The organism is Mycolicibacterium vinylchloridicum, assembly GCF_013404075.1.
GTDB lineage: Bacteria > Actinomycetota > Actinomycetes > Mycobacteriales > Mycobacteriaceae > Mycobacterium > Mycobacterium vinylchloridicum.
Window position 1 is genome coordinate 125,663 of sequence record NZ_JACBJQ010000011.1, and the last position, 16,972, is coordinate 142,634.

Consider the following 16,972-nt stretch of genomic DNA (forward strand, 5'->3'; position numbering starts at 1 on the left):
TTTAGTTCTCCGTGCTTTCAGCGGCCTGCTCCACAGCGGGAGCCTCGGCCGTGACCGGGACTGCCGATTCGGCGGTCTCTTCACTGGCAGCGCGGCCGGCTTCGGTGCTCGTCGCGGTGGTGCCCGACGCACCGCTGCGGCGCGGACGGGTGCCCGACGGACGCTCACGGCGCGGACGGTCAGCGGCGGGTGCGGCGGCGGTCAGCTCACGCTTGCCACCGACGATGTCGCCCTTGTAGATCCACACCTTGACGCCGATGCGACCGAACGTGGTCTTGGCCTCGTACAGCCCGTAGTCGATGTCGGCGCGCAGGGTGTGCAGCGGGACCCGGCCTTCGCGATAGAACTCCGAGCGGCTCATCTCGGCGCCGCCGAGGCGGCCCGAGCACTGCACGCGAATGCCCTTGACGTTGGGCTGGCGCATGGCCGACTGGATGGCCTTGCGCATCGCGCGGCGGAACGCCACCCGGTTGCTCAGCTGCTCGGCCACACCCTGGGCGACCAACTGCGCCACCGATTCAGGGCTCTTCACCTCGAGGATGTTGAGCTGAACCTGCTTGCCGGTCAGCTTCTCCAGGTCCGCGCGGATGCGGTCGGCCTCGGTGCCACGACGGCCGATCACGATGCCCGGACGCGCGGTGTGGATATCAACACGGACCCGGTCACGGGTGCGTTCGATCTCCACGTCGGCGATACCGGCGCGCTCGAGACCGGTGGCCAGCAGCCGGCGGATCGCCACGTCTTCCTTGACGTAGTCCGCGTACTGCTTGTCGGCGTACCACCGGGACTTCCAGTCGGTGGTGATACCGAGCCGGAAGCCGTGGGGGTTGATTTTCTGGCCCACTACTCCGAGCCCTCCTTCGTCTCAGCAGAAGCCTTGGTCTTGGGAGCCGCCGTCTTGGTGGCGGCCTTGCTGGCCTGCGCACGACGGGCGCGGGCGGCACTGGCCGACTTACCCTGATCGGAACGGCTCGGCCTGCTTTCCACGATCACGGTGATGTGACTGGTGCGCTTGCGGATTCGGTACGCGCGACCCTGCGCGCGCGGCCGGATCCGCTTGGCGGTCGGGCCCTCGTCGGCGGTGATGGTCGCGACCACCAAGGTGGCCGGGTCCAGACCGTCGTTGTTCTGCGCGTTGGCGGCAGCGCTCGCGATCACCTTGGCGACCGGATCGCTGGCCTGCTGCGGCGCCCAGCGAAGGATGTCGAGAGCTTCCTCGACGCTCTTGCCGCGGACCAGGTTGATCACGCGACGAGCCTTGGTCGCCGAGATCCCGATGTGGCGGGCTTTAGCCGTCGCAGACGGGTATTCGGTGGTTGCAGTCGTCATCGCCGCTTACTCTTCCGGTCGTCCTTGATGTGACCCTTGAACGTGCGCGTCGGGGCGAACTCGCCCAGCTTGTGGCCGACCATCGCCTCGGTGACGAACACCGGCACATGCTTGCGACCGTCGTGGACGGCGAAGGTGTGACCGATGAAGTCCGGGATGATGGTCGAACGACGCGACCAGGTCTTGATGACCTGCTTGGTGTTCTTCTCGTTCTGTACGTCGACCTTCTTCAGCAGATGGTCGTCGACGAACGGACCCTTCTTCAGGCTGCGTGGCATCGCTATCTACTCCTAGCGCTTCTTGCCGGTGCGCCGGCGACGGACGATGAGCTTGTCGCTCGGCTTGTTGGGCTTGCGGGTGCGACCCTCGGGCTTGCCCCACGGGCTGACCGGGTGGCGACCACCGGAGGTCTTGCCCTCGCCGCCACCGTGCGGGTGGTCGACCGGGTTCATGACGACGCCACGGACGGTGGGGCGCTTGCCCTTCCACCGCATGCGGCCGGCCTTGCCCCAGTTGATGTTGGCCTGCTCGGCGTTGCCGACCTCGCCGACGGTGGCGCGGCAGCGCACGTCGACGCGGCGGATTTCACCCGACGGCATACGCAGGGAGGCGTAGGCGCCTTCCTTGCCCAGCAGCTGGATGCTCGAGCCGGCCGAGCGGGCCAGCTTGGCACCGCCACCGGGACGCAGCTCGACGGCGTGGATCACGGTGCCGGCCGGGATGTTGCGCAGCGGCAGGTTGTTACCGGGCTTGATGTCGGCGTTGGCGCCCGACTCCACGATGTCGCCCTGCGAAAGACCCTGCGGCGCAATGATGTAGCGCTTCTCGCCGTCCAGGTAGTGCAGCAGCGCGATGTTCGCGGTGCGGTTCGGGTCGTACTCGATGTGTGCGACCTTGGCGTTGACGCCGTCCTTGTCGTTGCGACGGAAGTCGATGACGCGGTAGGCGCGCTTGTGGCCACCACCCTTGTGGCGAGTGGTGATGCGGCCGTGGGCGTTACGTCCACCGGTGCTGTGCAGCGGGCGGATCAGCGACTTCTCCGGAGTCGAGCGAGTGATCTCGGAGAAATCGGAGACGCTGGCACCGCGGCGACCGGGGGTCGTCGGCTTGTACTTGCGAATTCCCATTATCTATTCCTGAGTCCGTTTCCGCCGGCTACGCCGGTGCTCCGAAGAGGTCGATCGGCTTGCTGCCGGGGGCCAGGGTCACGATCGCGCGCTTGGTGCTCTTGCGCTGTCCGTAGCCGGCCCGGGTGCGCTTGCGCTTGCCCTGCCGGTTGGCGGTGTTCACCGAGTCGACCTTCACCTTGAAGATCTTCTCGATGGCGATCTTGATCTGCGTCTTGTTCGAGCCGGGCGCGACGATGAACGTGTAGACGTTGTCCTCGATCAGTCCGTACGACTTCTCGGAGATGACCGGCGCCAGGATGATGTCGCGGGGGTCGGTAACGGTTGCCATCAGACCGACGCTCCTTCTTTTTCGTCCTTGGTGTTCGCACCGATATATGCGTTCAGGGCCTCGACCGAGAACACCACGTCGTCAGCGTGCAGCACGTCGTAGGTGTTCAGCTGATCCGGCGAGATCACGTGCACGCCGGGCAGGTTGCGCACGCTCTTGGCGCCGACCTCGTCGGTGCGGCCGATCACGACCAGAACCTTCTTGTTCTGGGTCAGCGTGGCCAGGAACGCCTTGGCGCTCTTGGTCGACGGCGTCTGGCCTTCGAGCAACTCGGTGATCGCGTGGATCCGCTCGTTGCGGGCCCGGTCCGACAGCGCGCTGCGCAATGCGGCGGCGATCATCTTCTTCGGGGTCCGCTGGCTGTAATCACGCGGCTGCGGGCCGTGAACGACGCCACCACCGGTGAACTGCGGGGCGCGGGTCGAACCCTGACGGGCCCGGCCGGTTCCCTTCTGCCGGTACGGCTTCTTGCCACCACCGGAGACCTGAGCGCGAGTCTTCGTGGCATGCGTGCCCTGCCGCTTGGCGGCCAGCTGCGCCGTCACCACCTGATGCATCAACGCGATGTTGGGTTCTACGTCGAACAGAGCGGCAGGCAACTCGACGCTGCCGTCCTTCTTGCCGCCCGGTGTAAGGACGTCAATCTTCAGAGTCACTTCTCACCTCGTTTGACTGCCGTGCGAACCATCACGAGCCCGCCGTTGCGGCCGGGGACCGCGCCTTTGATCAGCAGCACGCCGTTCTCGGCATCGACCTTGTGCACCACCAGGTTCTGGGTGGTGACGCGGTCGCTACCCATGCGGCCGGACATGCGGGTGCCCTTGAACACCCGGCCCGGGGTGGCGCAGCCACCGATCGAGCCCGGCCGGCGGTGCACTGCCTGGGCACCGTGGCTGGCGCCCTGGCCCTTGAAGCCGTGACGCTTCATGGTGCCGGCGAAACCCTTGCCCTTGGAGGTGCCGGTGACGTCGACGTAGGCGCCGTCGGCGAAGATCTCCGCCGTCAGCTCCTGGCCGACCTCGTACTCGGCGGCCGCGGACTCGTCGTCCAGCCGCAGCTCGGCCAGGTGCCGGCGCGGGTTGACCCCGGCGGCGGCGTACTGACCGGTGACCGGCTTGTTCACCTTGCGCGGGCTGATCTCGCCGTAGGCGAGCTGCACGGCGCTGTAGCCGTCACGCTCGGGCGTACGGATGCGGGTCACCACGTTGGGTCCGGCCTTGACAACCGTGACGGGGACGACCTTGTTGTTCTCGTCGAAGACCTGGGTCATGCCCAGCTTCGTACCCAAGATTCCTTTACGTGCCATTGTTCGCCGACCCCTACTGGATATTCACGTCGACGCTCGCCGGCAGATCGATGCGCATGAGCGCGTCAACCGTCTTCGGCGTCGGGTCGAGGATGTCGATGAGCCGCTTGTGTGTGCGCATCTCGAAGTGCTCCCGCGAATCCTTGTACTTGTGCGGTGAGCGGATGACGCAGTACACGTTCTTTTCCGTCGGCAGCGGCACCGGACCAACCACGCTCGCACCGGTACGGGTGACCGTCTCCACGATCTTGCGCGCCGAGGCATCAATCGCCTCGTGGTCGTAGGCCTTGAGCCTGATGCGGATCTTTTGTCCCGCCACGCTTCTCCTACCTTCACTCCTGCTTGGTCCCACGAAGGGACACGGTGGTCATTGCGCTGGTGTTCGGCCGTGTGGCCGAACGTTCAGCGCTGGCTGTCGCCGCCGCTCTTTACCTGTCCTGGTGCTCCGGCCCCCGCGGTCGGGTGTGTCGCCCTCACGCAGTCCCGAAGGCGCGGTGAAAAACCGTCGCGCTCCGAGGTTGGGACCGGACGCGCCCGTATGGGCGCCGGTCGTACACCTTGGGCGGCACGCTCCGTAAGGGGCGAATCCGGCTCAAGGCAACCCGAACAGTATGCCCTAGATCGCGGCACCAGCCAAATCTGGCCTGAGCGCTATCCAAATCCCTGCACTGCCTGGTAGCGGGTCGGTTTGACCGTGCCGCAGGGGTGCGCGAGACGGGCCTTCGCCGACGAACTGAGGCCGTGACGGGCGGTGTGCCCGCTATCGGCCTCGTTTTGACTTGACGATCGCGAGGCGCTCCTGGAGCAGCACCTCGAGTTCCTCGATCGAGCGGCGCTCCCGCAGCATGTCCCAATGTGTGCGGGGGACCTTGACCTTCTTCTTCGGTTCGACGGGCTCACCGCCCTCGATGAGCCTGCCCTCCAGGCCGTTGCGGCAGTCCCAGGTGTCGGGAATCTCTGCGTCGTCGGCGAGGGTGATGTCGAACTCTTCACCGTTGGCGGTGCGATACCGCGCGATCCGGCGTGCCGCCAGATTGTCATTGCGGTCGGTCTCGTAACTCACGGACCCGAGGCGAGTGCCCCTCATTACCCGATCAGCCATCAGCGGCATGTCCTTTGTAGCGGGGCGGCGTGTACGCCCCGGCAATGCTCGCCAGACAGGTGACACCTTCGTGCACCAATGTAGCCCCATCGACAGAACCGCACCGCAGACCGACCCGGGGGTCGGTCGTCCAGCGCGGCGGTTCGGGTGGCGAGTCGCCGGCAGAACTCGTGACAGTTACTGCCATATCGGCATAGCATGCCGATATGTATCGAGTGATCCAGTGGGCAACCGGCGGTGTGGGCAAAGCGGCGATCCAGGGGGTGCTGCGCCATCCCGAGCTCAAGCTTGTCGGCTGCTGGGTGCACAGCGCCGACAAGCACGGCCGAGACGTCGGCGAGGTGATCGGTGAAGCCCCGATCGGGGTGGCGGCGACGACCGACGTCGACGAGCTGCTCGCGCTGGACGCCGACTGCGTCATGTACTCCCCCATGCTGCCCGACGATCAGGTCGTCGCGAAGATCCTGCGCTCGGGCAAGAACGTGGTGACCCCGGTCGGCTGGGTGTATCCGGATCGGCAGAACCCGGGAGTGCAGGCCCTCGAGGAGGCCTGCACGGCGGGCAACTCCACACTGCACGGCTCCGGTATCCACCCCGGCGGCATCACCGAGCGCTTCCCGCTGATGATCTCCTCGCTGACGGCGGCGATCACCCACGTCCGGGCCGAGGAGTTCTCCGATATCCGCACCTACAACGCGCCACTGGTGGTGCGAGAGGTGATGGGATTCGGCCTGACCCCCGAGCAGGCGATGAGTGGACCCATCGCCGCCCTGCTGGAAGCCGGCTTCAAACAATCGGTGCGGATGGTCGCCGACCAATTGGGCTTCCGCGCCGACCCGCACATTCGCTCGACCCAGGAGGTGGCCGTCGCCGTCACCGGAACCGACGAGCTCGTGGTCCCGATGGAGGCGGGCACCGTGGCCGCGCGCCGGTTCAAGTGGCAGGCCATCGTCGATGATCAGCCCGTCGTCACCGCCGCGGTGAACTGGCTGATGTGCGATGTGGAGCTCGACCCGCCGTGGACGCTCGGCGAGAAGGGCGAGCGCTTCGAGGTGGAGGTCACCGGCGACTGCGACGTATCGCTGACCTTCAAAGGCCTGCAACCCGAAACGGTCGAAGAGGGCCTCAAGCGCAATCCGGGTGTGGTGGCCACCGCCAATCACTGCATCAGCGCCATCCCCTACGTCTGCGAAGCCGGACCGGGCATCAAGACCTATCTGGACCTGCCTCTCATCGCCGGCCGAGCCGCCCCGAACTTGGCACGCTGACCGTGGAAAGTCTTGGCGATCTTCGCTTTTCCCACCTCGTCGTCGGCGTCACCGACATGGAGCGGGCCCTGCAGTTCTATCGCGGATTGCTGGGCATGGACGTGGTGTTCGACCAGACACTGTCGGGCGAATCGTTCGACCACGCACTCGGCAGCGGTGGCGAGAACCAGGGCCGGGCGGTGGGCGGTCTGATCGGCGGGGTGATGCTGGAGCTGCTTTCACTCGGCCCCGACAGTCGTCCGGCCAAGAGGTCCTTCGTCGGCAACCAGAACATCTCACTGTCGGTCACCGACCTCGACGGCACCTACCGCCGGGTGCAGGATGCGGGCTATCAGCCTGATCAGGCGCCGTTCGAGATCGCCGGGGTGCGAATGTTTTTCGTCAAGGATCCCGACGGCACCGCGGTGGAGTTCATCGAATTCCCCGGTGCTGCACGAACATCGGAGGAACTGCATCGTGGCCCCGCACATTGATCGGAGTTATTGGCATCCGGGGTCACTGACCGGCGTCCGGGTGATCGTTACCGGCGCCGCCCGGGGCGTGGGCCGAGGCGTCACCGCGGCGCTGCTCGAGCGGGGTGCGACGGTACTGATGGTCGACCGCGATCCGGCGGTGGCCGACGTCGCCGGGGAATTCGACGCCGGCGATCGCGCCACGGCGCTGGTGGCCGACCTGTGCGACCGGTCGAGCTACCAGCGCATCGTCGACGAGGCGGTGCGGGTGATGGGCGGTATCGACGCGCTGATCAACAACGCCATCGCCACCAATGAACCCAAGCCGTTCACCGACATCACCCAGGAGGACTTCGACCTCGTCTTCGACACCGGACCGCGGGCCACGTTGTTCCTGATGCAGGCGGCCTACCCGGTGCTCAAGGCGGCCGGCGGTGGGTCCATCGTGAATTTCGGGTCCGGCGCCGGAACCGGCGGGCAGAAGACCTTCGGCGCGTACGCCGGATCCAAGGAGGCCGTCCGCGGGATCTCCAAAGTCGCTGCGCTGGAATGGGGTAAGGACAATATTCGGGTGAACGTCGTGTGCCCCTTCGCCCAATCCGACGGCGTCGCCGGCTGGAGCGACGAGTTCCCGGACGTTTACCACAAGATCGTGCGCGGCATCCCACTGCGCCGGATCGGCGACACACATTCCGATATCGGGCCGATGGTCGCGTTTCTGGTTAGTCCCGATGCGTCGTATCTGACCGCGCAAACCATCCACGTCGACGGCGGCATGGGAATGTACCGGTGACCAGCCCGCCCGCCGAACGGCCGCCGACACTGCGCGACCGGCAGCGGGCGCAGGTGCGTGCCGACATCCACGCGGCCGCGTATCGGCTCTTCGCCGCAAGGGGATTCGGCAACGTCACCACAGAGGACATCGCCGCCGAAGCATCGGTGTCACCGCGGACGTTCTTCCGGCACGTGGCCACCAAGGAGGACCTGCTGCTGGGTGCGGTGCAACGCGGGAATGCCGCGATCGCTTCACTGCTGGCGCGCCGCCCGGCCGGTGAATCGCCGGACGTCGCGCTGGCGGCCGCGATCGTCAGCCGGGTCGACTCGTTCGAGGATGTCGACCTGGAGAACTGGCGCGCGGCCATCCTCACCGCCCCCGAGCTGCTGGATCGGGCGACTCTGTTGTCCGCCGCCGAGCGCGAGCAGATGGTGCAGCTGGTGGCCGCGCGAATGGCTGTGGATCCGGCCGAGGACAGCCGTCCCGGATTGCTGGTCCAACTCTCCTTCGCCGCAGCCGATTTCGCCTTCCAGCGATGGGTCCGGGAGCGCGGAACCCGGCGCCGGCCGCTGGCATCGGATGTCTCAGAGGCCCTGGCCGTCGTAGCCCATCCCCGCTGGGGCTAGCGGGCCCCCTTCAGCGTCGCCCAGAACGGGCAATTGTGGCGGGCGCCGAAATCTTCTGTGAGCGTGAGCTGCGCGGTCTGCAACGACATCCTCTTCGCGGCCCCGTCAGTGCCCAACTGCGGCCACTCCGGCAGTCCGGATACCGCCGGGTTGCCGTCTTTCACGAATTGGCTCCAGTACGCCACCATCTGGTCGGAGAGTTCGCGTTGTGCCGGGTTGAGTGGCGGGGCGCCACCGACGTCGAACAAGTACCTCAACTCCAGTGAGTGGCTGGCGCCCACCGGGAATGGCACTACGCGCAACGGATCCGGGGCCGGCGCGGTCCGATCGTTGAACTCGTAGGCGTATACCGGGTTGGTGCGCGCCAGACCGGATGCGATTCGGTCTGTCGGACAGGCGAATACGCTGTCGGTGACCGCGGCGGAGTAGGCCAGGCCTTCGTTGCCGCCGAACACGTCGAGCGGATAGTGCTGAGCCACGGCGGGGGCGTCGGGGCCGAACGTGTCGGCCAGCAACTTCGGATAGGGCGGCAGACCGCGGTCTTTGAGATATTGCAGTGCGGCGAACATCGCGAATTCGTCACCGTTGCTGCCGATCAGGACGGGAATCCTGGGCATAGCACCCAGCGCGATATCGGTCATCGGGTCGACGGGAAGGCGATCGGTTCCGGTGACCGGTCCGGTGAGCTTGTCAGGCCCGAACCCGACATACAGTGGGGCGCTCTGTAACTCCTTGACCGGCCGCGACCGCAAGCATTCCGCGATCGCCGCAGGATCCGAGCAGCCGACGCTGGTCGCGTACTCGGCGCTGACCCGTTCGGCGGTGGCACGGTCGGCCTGCGCCTGACACGGCCCGCTCTGCAGGATCGCGGCCCGGAACAGCCCCGCAGATTCCGGCGCGACCAGGTGGTCGCACACCGACATCGCGCCCGCCGACTCGCCGGCGATCGTGACTTTTGTTGGGTCACCGCCGAATTCGGCGATGTTGTCACGGACCCACCGCAATGCCGCCTGTTGGTCAGCCAATCCGTAGTTGCCGACATCCCCGTCGGGGCTCAGCGCCGGATGTGCCAGGAACCCGAGGGTGCCCAGCCGGTAGTTGACGGTGACGACGACGATATCGCCCTGGGTTGCCAGCCACCGGGCGTCGTAGATATCGGCGCTGCCGTTGAGGAAACCGCCACCGTGGATCCACACCATCACCGGTTTCCGGCTCGAGCGGCCGGCGCCATCGGGGGTCCAGATGTTGAGGTTCAGGCAGTCCTCACCGGTGGGGCGACCGTAGTCGGGATCGAAGCTGGTGTCCTGGACGCACCGAAGGCCCGGCTTGGTGGCGTCACGCACGCCCGGCCAGGGTGCGGCCGGCTGCGGCGGCTGAAAACGGTGCGGGCCGGCGGGGGCGGCGGCGTACGGAACGCCGTTGAACACCCGGTAGCCGGGGGCCACGACACCGCGCACCGCTCCGTCCGCGGTCTGCACCACCGCAGGTCCGGCCTGCGCGGCAGGGGCCTGCTGCCGGGGCGTAGCCGTGACGCCCTGACTACACCCGACGAGCAAGGCCAGGGAAACCACCAGGCCCATCGCGCGCCGAAAGCGTCGGCCACTCGATCGGTCTCGCACGAGATCCGAGCCTACGCGGATGCCTGCCCAACCGATGACCTGGCAATTAGCACCAATCCCCTACCACCTGGCACAATCGCCCCAATACTGAAACCTGACACCCGTCAACTTTCTTTTGATACAACCGAGCGGTAGCACCCAGCGAGGAGACCCGATGACGTCCCGGATCATGGACAAGGCGGCACGCGTTCTGGCCAGCCCGATGGGCTACACCGACGAGAAGCGGATGCACGAGTCTCTCGCTCATCTGCGCGCGAACGCTCCCGTGTCCTGGGTCGAAACCGAGGCGTACCGGCCGTTCTGGGCGATCACCAAGCACGCCGACATCATGGACATCGAGCGACAGAACGATCTGTTCACCAACGATCCGCGCCCGCTGCTGACGATCGCCGAAGCCGACGACGCACTGCGCGCGCAGCTGGAGGCCGGGATCGGCCTGCGCACGCTGATCCACATGGACGATCCGCACCACCGCGACATGCGCAAGATCGGTGCGGACTGGTTTCGGCCGAAAGCGATGCGCGCCCTGAAAGCTCGCTGCGACGAGCTGGCAAAGATCTACGTGGACAACATGCTCGAGCAGGGGCCCGAGCTGGACTTCGTCCAGGAGATCGCGGTCAAGTATCCGCTCTACATCATTCTGACCTTGCTGGGCCTGCCCGAGTCGGACTTCCCCCGCATGCTCAAGCTGACCCAGGAGATGTTCGGCGGCGACGACACCGAATTACAGCGCGGCGGCAAAACCGACGACATGCTGGCGGTGCTGCTCGACTTCTTCAAGTACTTCGCCGCGTTGACCGCATCCCGCCGCGAGCACCCGACCGAGGACCTCAGCTCGGCGATCGCCAACGCCACCATCGACGGTCAGCCGCTGTCCGATATGGACACCGCCTCGTATTACGTGATCGTGGCCAGCGCCGGCCATGACACCACCAGCGCCGGAATCGCCGGCGGGCTACTGGAACTCATTCGCAACCCCGGTGAACTGCAGCGGCTGCAAAACGATCCGGGCCTGATGGGCACCGCGGTCGAGGAGATGATCCGCTGTGTGGTCCCGGTCAAGGAATTCATGCGGACCGCCCAGGCCGACACCGAGGTCCGTGGCGTACCCATCGCCAAGGGCGAAGCGGTTCTGCTGTCCTATGTTTCGGCCAACCGCGACGAGGAGGTCTTCGACGACCCGATGCGCTTCGACGTCGGCCGCGACCCCAACAAGCACCTGTCCTTCGGCTACGGTGTGCACTTCTGTCTCGGAGCGGCGCTGGCCCGGATGGAAATGCACAGCTTCTTCTCCGAGCTCGTCCCTCGGATCAATTCCATCGAACTGGCCGGCGAGCCGGAACTGATGGCCACGACGTTCGTCGGCGGCCTCAAACGCCTGCCGATTCGCTACTCGCTGAAGTGATTTCGTTGACGCGGTTGACGGCCAGGAAGCCGTCCACAGCGGCGCGGGCACATTCGCGGTAGTCGAAATCGGCCAGCGTGCTGATCCGCCCGGCAACCAGCGGCCCGATCAGCAGCATGATGGCCTGAGCGCGGTCCACATTGCCGAGTTCCCGTTGTGCATCGGGACTGTCGAAGATCGCGTCGAACGGCGCACCGTACTGCTGGGCGACCCGCTCGCGCAGTGTGCGCACCTCGGGGCTGTCGGTGTCCTCGGTTCTGCCCGGCATGTGCTCCATGTCCGGACCCAGCGCCAGCCAATACGTGGCCGTCAGCAGGATCGGCGTCTCGGAGATGAGGTCGGCCTGCGCTTGCATCAGGGCCACCAGGCGCTCCCGCAGCGTTCCCGACTCCGGCGGCATCGGCGCGGGTGGGATCAGACTGTGGAAGGCGGCCGCCAGCAGGTCATTGCCGCTGGGAAAATGCCGGTAGAGCGTCGCCCTGGCGACGTTGGCGCCACGTGTGACGGCATCGACGGTGACCGCGCTCGGGCCGCCCGTGCGCAGCAATGCCGTTGCCGCGTCCAGCAACCGCGCGCGCGAACGCGCAGGTCTGGGATCGCTGCGGCGGCTCGTCATGGCCCAGTTCCTTTCCGCGACGTGTCCCAATGTCTCGTCATCTTCGCCTCATCCGGCCCGACTAGAGTACCGATTGGCTCGGTTGCCGAGATAAGGCTGCTCAGGCAACGAACTCGGCAGCACGGTGTCCGATCATGGCGATCGTCGCGTGCGGCCCGCGGCCGGTGATGTGCGGCAGCACCGAGCCGTCCACCACCCAGAGGTTCTCGATCCCCCGTACCCGGCAGCGTGCGTCGACCACGGCGTGCTCGTCGCTGTCGGTACCCATGGGCGCGGTGCCACACAGATGTTGCGAGGTGGACCACATCGGCTCGCCGAGTTGGGTTGTGGCACCCAGTATTTCGGTGGCCAGCGCACACCCTTGCCGCAGTGCGGCCACGTCGTCCGCGGCGCTGTCGTAGCGTTGCTCGATCAGCGGCGGCACCGCCGGGTCGGCTGACAGCAGGGAAAGGCGGCCGCGGGCGCGCGGCGCCATCAACGCCACGCCCAGGTGTGGCCAGTCCGGACGGCCCACCGAGCCGTCGCCGACCATCGCGATGAACCCGCCGGTGTAGGGCCGGATCTCGACACCGTCGGCGACCAACACGACCTCGAGCACCGGTCGATGAGCCGCCACGGTCCAGGTGGTGGGCAGCACCCACTCCGGGTGATCGGAGGTGCGTCGGCCCACCGGCAGATCGGCCACCACCGCGACTCCTGCGGTGCGCAGGTCGGCGGCGGGTCCGATCCCCGACAACATCAGCAGGTGCGCGGATCCGATGGCGCCCGCCGAAAGCACGACCCGGTCGGCCTCGAGAACGGCAGGCCCCGCCGGCCCGAGAGTCTCGACGCCCACCACCCGGGCGCCCGAGAACCGCAGCCGCACCACCCGGGTGCGGGCCAGCACCGTCAGGTTGGGCCGGGCTGCCGCGGATTCCAGGAACGCCGCACCTGGGCCGGTGCGGATCCCGTCGACGATGTTCAGCGGCACGGCCCCGATTCCCGGCGGCGCATTCTCCCCGGCCGGCTCTGCGTTGAGGTCAGGTAACCAGCGCAGGCCGGCGGCTCGCACAGCTTCGACGAAAGCTGCTGTGCTGCCGACGAACTCGTGGGTTCTCCGAATCGTGATCGGGCCGCCGTCGGCACGATCGGGAAAGTCGAGATCGGTCTCGATGGCCCGGTAGTGCCGCTGGACGTCCGGCCAGGACCAACCGGGGATGGCGGGACCGTCGAAGTCCGCGGGCAGCGCCCGGCAGAAGTATCCGCCGTTCACTGCACCGGAGCCCCCGACGGTTGCGCCTCGCACGATGTCGGCGCCGCGCGGTGGTTCGGCAGTCAGCTCGGTCCGGTAGCGCTGAGCCAGCGGGCTGGCGGCTCCGATCGGCAGCTGCAGTCCGTTGTGGGTGAGCTCTCGGACGCCGGGCTCATCGGGCCCGGGGCCGGCTTCGACGACGGTGACCCGGCGAGCGGGGTCGGCCGAGAGGCGTTCGGCGAGGACCGATCCGGCGCTACCGGCACCGACGATCAGAACGTCGCTGTGCGTGCTGTGGTCGACCACAAAGTCAGGTTTTGATCTGTGGCTTCAGCGGTCGCAACGTGCGCTCGCGGACCACGCCCGTCCAGAGGCCGGCGCCATAGGCCAGATCGTCGAGGCGCTTGAGGAGCAGATAGGCAACCAGGCCGATCGGCTTGCCCTCGACGTCATTGTTGCGGTTGCGCTTGATCCAGTCCTGCACGCCGTCGAGCACGGCGGCCACCAGGATCGCGTGCCGGCACCGGCGAGAGACCAGCGCGGCCACCAACGCCAGCGGCCAATAGTGCCGACAGACCGCCGCCGACAGCTGCAGGGCGGAGGCACCGATGCCGCGCAGCGCGAGGATCCCCACGTCGAAGATCCCGGCGTCGGTGTTCTTCATCGCTTTGGCGGTCCGGCGGGTGGTCACCCCGGCGAACACCAGCGAGGCCAGATAACCCGAGACCGACCCCAGTGCCAGCAGCAGCCACACCAGCAGGCTCCACGCGGAGATCACCACCGGCGCCGTCTTGTCGGGATGTCGGATCGACAGCGGCGCCGCCGAGCTGCCATAAAACGCCTTGCGGCCCAGCCACTCCCGCATCTCGGTGCGGTGCTCGTGGGCGACGAGTGCGATCGGCTCGTAGCGCAGCCGGGAGCCGGATTCGATCAACCTCCAGCACAGGTCGACGTCCTCGCCCGACGGCAGGGTCTCGTCGAAGCCGCCCATGTCCAGCAGCGCCGCCCGACGACAGATGATGGCCGCGCTTGGCACATAGGACACCGGGCCGTAGGGCATCACCGGGGCCTCGCGCTCGCCGAGGTCCAGCGACGACCGGACGGCCTCGTAGCGGGCGATCAGCTGGTCGCTGTGACCGAGCCCGACGATCCGGGGAGCGACCAGCGCCACGGCCGGGTCGCAGAAGTGGCCGAGAAGAGCCTCCAGCCAGCCCCGGCGGGGCACCACGTCGGAGTCCAGGAAGGCCACGAAATCTGTTGTGCAAGCGGCTAGTCCGGTGTTCCGCGCCGCGGCCGGCCCCTTGCTGCGCGGGTGGCTCAGCACCTCGACCTCGCAGCGCGCCCCGGCGAAGTCGCTGGGGTGCACGGGCGTGTGGGAGCCGTCGTCGACGACGATCACTCGCATACCGCGCAGCGACATCACCAGCCGATAGAGCCCAAAAGGGTTGTCGCGTACCGGGATCACCACGGTGACGTCTCGGTGCGACGGGCCGCCCGCCGGGCGCGGATGGGCGACGGTGGCGTCGAGCAGGGTGCGGGCCAGCTGGGCGCTCACGGCATCGCGGACCTCGAGGCGACCGCCGTCCAGCAGGGTCTGCGCGGACGGCGCCAGCCGCAGCAGCCGGGTGGGTGATCCGCCGAGCAGCGCCGAGCCCTCGGCGAGCGTGCGCACTCGCCGGTCGACCTGGACGGCAAACCCGTCAGGCAGCCGGGGCTGGGTCATGTCAGCATCCCGTCATCGGCCGGGCGCCACCGATCGACGCGACGCGAACATTCCGTGACCATCTGCTCGAAGATGCGCGCGCCCTCCACCGGAGTCGCCGTCGTCGGGTCTCCCAACACGCCCACCTCACTCACCGCAGCCACCCCGCCGCGACGCATCTGCGGCAAAAGGGTAGCCAGTGGCGCCCTGTTCCCGCTACACCAGGCGTCGGTTTGCACATCCGCCGGTGAAATATGTAGCAATACAGACGTTTCCGTGTGCCCGGCGTGGGCATCGCCACCCTCGGCGATGCATGGACACCAGGCCGCATCGCGGCCCTCTTGCCGCAGGCGGCGCACCGCCGCGCGCATCGACTCGAGGTTGCCGCCGTGCCCGTTTACGAAAACGATCCGCCGCGCCCAGCCGCAGGCCGAGCGCCCGTACTCGATCAAAACCGTCGTCAACGCCTCGATGCCGATCGACACCGTTCCGGGAAAGCCCTCATGCTCGCCGGACGCGCCGTAGGCGATCGCCGGCGCGAGCAGATAGTGATCATGATCGGAACCGTCGAGGTCTTCGGTGGCGGCGCGGGCGACCGCAGTGGCGATCCGGGTGTCGGTATCCAACGGCAGGTGCGGACCGTGCTGCTCGGTCGACCCCACCGGGATCAAGATCGTGAGGGAGGTGTCGCGAAGCTGACTCGATGTCCAGTTGCCCAACTCGCCCCGAAAAGCCACGCGGTGATGGTAGGCCGAATTCACCTGCTGTGCGCCAATTGTTCGAGGAGAAGACGGATTTCTTTCGCATTCGGGACAGCCGGACCCACCCGGAGCGTTTACCGCCGTCCCGTCAGTCACGCCCGTACCACAACCTCGCTTACGACGGCGCCGGCGCGCGTCTTACTTGGGCACTCCGAGTGCCCGGACGAAGCCGTCCGGCACCAGGATGTCCTCGGCCGTGAGGTCGTGGATCGACGCCTTGCCCAGCCCCCGCAGGGCCGAGTCGATACCGCCGGTCAGGATGTCGAGGACGTTCTCCACGCCGGCCTGCCCGTTGGCCGCCAGGCCCCACAGGTAGGCCCGTCCGATCATCACCGCGCGAGCACCGAGCGCCAGCGCCTTGACCACGTCGCTGCCCCGGCGGACGCCGCCGTCCAGGAGCACCTCGACCTGATCGCCGACCGCTGCCGAGATCGCGGGCAGCGCACGGATCGAGGCCGGGGTGCCGTCGAGGTTGTTGCCGCCGTGGTTGGACACCGAGATCGCTGAAACACCGGCATCGACAGCGCGTTTGGCGTCGTCGACGCGCATGACGCCCTTGAGCATGAAGGGGCCGCCCCACAGCTCACGCAGCCAGGCGATGTCCTCCCAGGTGGGTGGGGGCGTGCCCATCCACTGGCCATAGGCGTCGAAAAACGGCGGGCCGGGCTCGCCCTTGGCGGCCTGGTTCGGCACCGACAAGGCCGGCGGACGCAGGGTCTTGGCCCACTGCAGGAACCACCGCGGCCGCGTCACGGCCTCGGGGCTCATCTTGATCATGGTCTTCAGATCCATCTTCTCCGGGATCTTCGGACTGCCCCAGTCGCGCCCGTGGCTGAAGCTCCAATCGGTGGTCACGATGAGTCCGACGGCCCCTGCCGCACGGGCCCGCTCTGCGCGGGCGGCAATGGCGTCGCGGTCGCCGAGCCAGTAGATCTGGAAGAACGTCTTCGGGTTCGCCGCGACGACCTCCTCGATCGGCTTGCTGGCAAACGAGGACAATCCCATCGCGGTGTTGCGTGCCGCAGCCGCGCGGGCCACGGCGACCTCGCCGTCGGGGTGCACGGCCTGCACACCGGTCGGGGAGATCAGGACGGGAAGCGAAACGTCTTGCCCCATCACGGTTGTTGCCATGTCGCGCTTTTCCAGCGCGCCGATGACGTGCGGCGCGAAGCCGAGTTCGTTGAAGGCTTCGTTGTTGCCGTTGACAGTGATCCCCTTCTCACTGCCACCGATGAGTGCGCCGTACGCAGATTTGGGGAGGCGCTTCTTCGCGCGCGCTTGCGCGATGGCGACGGTCTCGAACCAGGTGTCGCGTGCCATGA

At 67.3% G+C, this 16,972-nt stretch carries 20 protein-coding genes; 5 read left to right on the plus strand and 15 right to left on the minus strand.

Features of this window, described 5'->3' with window-relative positions:
* Position 1: 1 nt before the first annotated feature.
* The 9 genes from rpsC to HPC46_RS12090 all read right to left on the minus strand — a co-directional run bounded on the left by rpsC (position 2) and on the right by HPC46_RS12090 (position 5,195).
* Positions 2 to 844 (minus strand): 30S ribosomal protein S3, encoded by an 843-nt coding sequence (rpsC, locus tag HPC46_RS12050; protein ID WP_179470031.1) that lies wholly within the window; start codon positions 842 to 844, stop codon positions 2 to 4.
* Positions 844 to 1,329 (minus strand): 50S ribosomal protein L22, encoded by a 486-nt coding sequence (rplV, locus tag HPC46_RS12055; RefSeq protein WP_179470033.1) that lies wholly within the window; start codon positions 1,327 to 1,329, stop codon positions 844 to 846. Before rplV ends, rpsC begins: the two co-directional genes overlap by 1 nt.
* Positions 1,326 to 1,607: a 30S ribosomal protein S19 gene (rpsS, locus tag HPC46_RS12060; RefSeq protein ID WP_003892827.1), complete on the minus strand. Its 282-nt coding sequence runs from the start codon at positions 1,605 to 1,607 to the stop codon at positions 1,326 to 1,328. The genes rplV and rpsS overlap by 4 nt, the downstream gene beginning before the upstream one ends.
* A gap of 12 nt (positions 1,608 to 1,619) precedes the next feature.
* Positions 1,620 to 2,456 (minus strand): 50S ribosomal protein L2, encoded by an 837-nt coding sequence (gene rplB, locus HPC46_RS12065; protein ID WP_036343509.1) that lies wholly within the window; start codon positions 2,454 to 2,456, stop codon positions 1,620 to 1,622.
* Positions 2,457 to 2,484: 28 nt separating this feature from the next.
* The gene (gene rplW, locus HPC46_RS12070; protein ID WP_179470035.1) at positions 2,485 to 2,787 is read right to left on the minus strand and encodes a 50S ribosomal protein L23; all 303 of its coding nucleotides are present in this window, start codon (positions 2,785 to 2,787) and stop codon (positions 2,485 to 2,487) included.
* Positions 2,787 to 3,443, minus strand: a complete 657-nt coding sequence (rplD, locus tag HPC46_RS12075) for a 50S ribosomal protein L4 (RefSeq protein ID WP_179470037.1) — start codon at positions 3,441 to 3,443, stop codon at positions 2,787 to 2,789. Before rplD ends, rplW begins: the two co-directional genes overlap by 1 nt.
* On the minus strand, positions 3,440 to 4,093 hold the full coding sequence (gene rplC / locus HPC46_RS12080) for a 50S ribosomal protein L3 (protein ID WP_005143872.1): 654 nt from the start codon (positions 4,091 to 4,093) through the stop codon (positions 3,440 to 3,442). The genes rplD and rplC overlap by 4 nt, the downstream gene beginning before the upstream one ends.
* 13 nt (positions 4,094 to 4,106) lie before the next feature.
* Positions 4,107 to 4,412, minus strand: a complete 306-nt coding sequence (rpsJ, locus tag HPC46_RS12085) for a 30S ribosomal protein S10 (RefSeq protein WP_003883485.1) — start codon at positions 4,410 to 4,412, stop codon at positions 4,107 to 4,109.
* 441 nt (positions 4,413 to 4,853) lie between these two features.
* Positions 4,854 to 5,195, minus strand: coding sequence for an RNA polymerase-binding protein RbpA (locus HPC46_RS12090; protein WP_179470039.1), 342 nt, complete (start codon positions 5,193 to 5,195; stop codon positions 4,854 to 4,856).
* A 206-nt stretch (positions 5,196 to 5,401) separates the two neighbouring features.
* Here HPC46_RS12090 and HPC46_RS12095 point away from each other — a divergent pair, with 206 nt between their 5' ends.
* Genes HPC46_RS12095 through HPC46_RS12110 form a run of 4 tightly spaced genes read left to right on the plus strand, consistent with a single transcriptional unit; the run spans position 5,402 to position 8,316 of the window.
* Positions 5,402 to 6,463, plus strand: a complete 1,062-nt coding sequence (locus HPC46_RS12095; protein ID WP_179470041.1) for an NAD(P)H-dependent amine dehydrogenase family protein — start codon at positions 5,402 to 5,404, stop codon at positions 6,461 to 6,463.
* A 2-nt stretch (positions 6,464 to 6,465) separates the two neighbouring features.
* Positions 6,466 to 6,936 (plus strand): VOC family protein, encoded by a 471-nt coding sequence (locus tag HPC46_RS12100; protein ID WP_407665491.1) that lies wholly within the window; start codon positions 6,466 to 6,468, stop codon positions 6,934 to 6,936.
* Positions 6,920 to 7,708 carry an SDR family NAD(P)-dependent oxidoreductase gene (locus HPC46_RS12105; RefSeq protein ID WP_179470043.1) on the plus strand — a complete coding sequence of 263 codons (789 nt, stop codon included), beginning with the start codon at positions 6,920 to 6,922 and terminating at the stop codon, positions 7,706 to 7,708. Before HPC46_RS12100 ends, HPC46_RS12105 begins: the two co-directional genes overlap by 17 nt.
* Positions 7,705 to 8,316 (plus strand): TetR family transcriptional regulator, encoded by a 612-nt coding sequence (locus tag HPC46_RS12110; RefSeq protein ID WP_179470045.1) that lies wholly within the window; start codon positions 7,705 to 7,707, stop codon positions 8,314 to 8,316. The genes HPC46_RS12105 and HPC46_RS12110 overlap by 4 nt, the downstream gene beginning before the upstream one ends.
* Here HPC46_RS12110 and HPC46_RS12115 read toward each other — a convergent pair.
* Positions 8,313 to 9,896, minus strand: coding sequence for a carboxylesterase/lipase family protein (locus HPC46_RS12115; protein WP_179470105.1), 1,584 nt, complete (start codon positions 9,894 to 9,896; stop codon positions 8,313 to 8,315). The two genes, HPC46_RS12110 and HPC46_RS12115, sit on opposite strands and share 4 nt — an antisense overlap.
* 193 nt (positions 9,897 to 10,089) lie before the next feature.
* On the opposite strand from HPC46_RS12115, the gene HPC46_RS12120 reads away from it, so the two are divergent.
* A complete protein-coding gene (locus HPC46_RS12120) occupies positions 10,090 to 11,340 on the plus strand; it encodes a cytochrome P450 (protein WP_179470047.1) in 1,251 nt (416 codons plus the stop codon).
* On the opposite strand, the gene HPC46_RS12125 is transcribed toward HPC46_RS12120, so the two are convergent.
* The 5 genes from HPC46_RS12125 to mftD all read right to left on the minus strand — a co-directional run bounded on the left by HPC46_RS12125 (position 11,306) and on the right by mftD (position 16,970).
* The gene (locus HPC46_RS12125; RefSeq protein ID WP_005143860.1) at positions 11,306 to 11,956 is read right to left on the minus strand and encodes a TetR/AcrR family transcriptional regulator; all 651 of its coding nucleotides are present in this window, start codon (positions 11,954 to 11,956) and stop codon (positions 11,306 to 11,308) included. The two genes, HPC46_RS12120 and HPC46_RS12125, sit on opposite strands and share 35 nt — an antisense overlap.
* A gap of 100 nt (positions 11,957 to 12,056) precedes the next feature.
* Positions 12,057 to 13,493 (minus strand): mycofactocin dehydrogenase MftG, encoded by a 1,437-nt coding sequence (gene mftG, locus HPC46_RS12130; protein WP_179470049.1) that lies wholly within the window; start codon positions 13,491 to 13,493, stop codon positions 12,057 to 12,059.
* 4 nt (positions 13,494 to 13,497) lie between these two features.
* Positions 13,498 to 14,910: a mycofactocin biosynthesis glycosyltransferase MftF gene (mftF, locus tag HPC46_RS12135; protein ID WP_179470051.1), complete on the minus strand. Its 1,413-nt coding sequence runs from the start codon at positions 14,908 to 14,910 to the stop codon at positions 13,498 to 13,500.
* Positions 14,907 to 15,650, minus strand: coding sequence for a mycofactocin biosynthesis peptidyl-dipeptidase MftE (mftE, locus tag HPC46_RS12140; RefSeq protein WP_179470053.1), 744 nt, complete (start codon positions 15,648 to 15,650; stop codon positions 14,907 to 14,909). Before mftE ends, mftF begins: the two co-directional genes overlap by 4 nt.
* 138 nt (positions 15,651 to 15,788) lie before the next feature.
* A complete protein-coding gene (gene mftD / locus HPC46_RS12145; protein ID WP_179470055.1) occupies positions 15,789 to 16,970 on the minus strand; it encodes a pre-mycofactocin synthase MftD in 1,182 nt (393 codons plus the stop codon).
* Positions 16,971 to 16,972: the final 2 nt, after the last annotated feature.